Annotated in this window: 1 protein-coding gene; it reads left to right on the forward strand. The window is 66.6% G+C overall.

Features of this window, described 5'->3' with window-relative positions; all coding sequences use genetic code 11:
- Nucleotides 1-1,154, forward strand: a 1,154-nt coding sequence (gene tuf, locus HND91_RS22410) for an elongation factor Tu (protein ID WP_181708832.1), incomplete at its 3' end; no start/stop codon positions are given.

Genomic DNA, 1,154 nt, shown 5'->3' on the forward strand with positions numbered 1-1,154 from the left:
ATGGCTAAAGAGAAATTCTCGCGGACGAAGCCGCACTGCAACATCGGGACGATCGGCCACGTCGACCATGGCAAGACGTCGCTGACGGCGGCGATCACCAAGGTGCTGGCGGAGACCGGCGGCGCGACGTTCAAGGCGTACGACCAGATCGACGCCGCGCCGGAAGAGAAGGCGCGCGGCATCACGATCAACACGGCGCACGTGGAGTATGAGACGTCGAACCGTCACTACGCCCACGTGGACTGCCCGGGCCACGCCGACTACGTGAAGAACATGATCACCGGCGCGGCGCAGATGGACGGCGCGATCCTGGTGTGCTCGGCCGCCGACGGCCCGATGCCGCAGACCCGCGAGCACATCCTGCTCGCCCGTCAGGTGGGCGTGCCGGCGATCGTGGTGTTCCTGAACAAGTGCGACATGGTCGACGATCCGGAGCTGCTGGAGCTGGTGGAGCTGGAGGTGCGCGAGCTCCTCTCGTCCTACGAGTTCCCGGGCGACGACATCCCGATCATCAAGGGCTCGGCCCTCGTGGCGCTGGAGAACGGCGACCCGAAGCTCGGCCATGACGCCATCCTGGAGCTGATGAAGGCGGTCGACGAGTACATCCCGCAGCCGGAGCGGCCGATCGACCAGCCGTTCCTGATGCCGATCGAGGACGTGTTCTCCATCTCCGGCCGCGGCACCGTGGTGACCGGCCGCGTGGAGCGCGGCATCGTCAAGGTGGGCGAGGAAGTGGAGATCGTGGGCATCCGCCCGACGGTGAAGACCACCATCACCGGCGTGGAAATGTTCCGCAAGCTCCTGGATCAGGGCCAGGCCGGCGACAACATCGGCGCGCTGCTGCGCGGCACCAAGCGCGAGGACGTGGAGCGCGGGCAGGTTCTCTGCAAGCCGGGCTCGGTCATGCCGCACACCACCTTCAAGGCCGAGGCCTACATCCTCACCAAGGAGGAGGGCGGCCGCCACACCCCGTTCTTCACCAACTACCGGCCGCAGTTCTACTTCCGCACCACGGACGTGACGGGCGTGGTGACGCTGCCGGAAGGCACCGAGATGGTGATGCCGGGCGACAACGTGGCCATGACCGTGAAGCTGATCGTGCCGATCGCCATGGAAGAGAAGCTGCGCTTCGCCATCCGTGAAGGCGGCCGCAC

Source organism: Chthonobacter rhizosphaerae, from assembly GCF_013839525.1.
Classification (GTDB): Bacteria; Pseudomonadota; Alphaproteobacteria; order Rhizobiales; family Pleomorphomonadaceae; genus Chthonobacter; species Chthonobacter rhizosphaerae.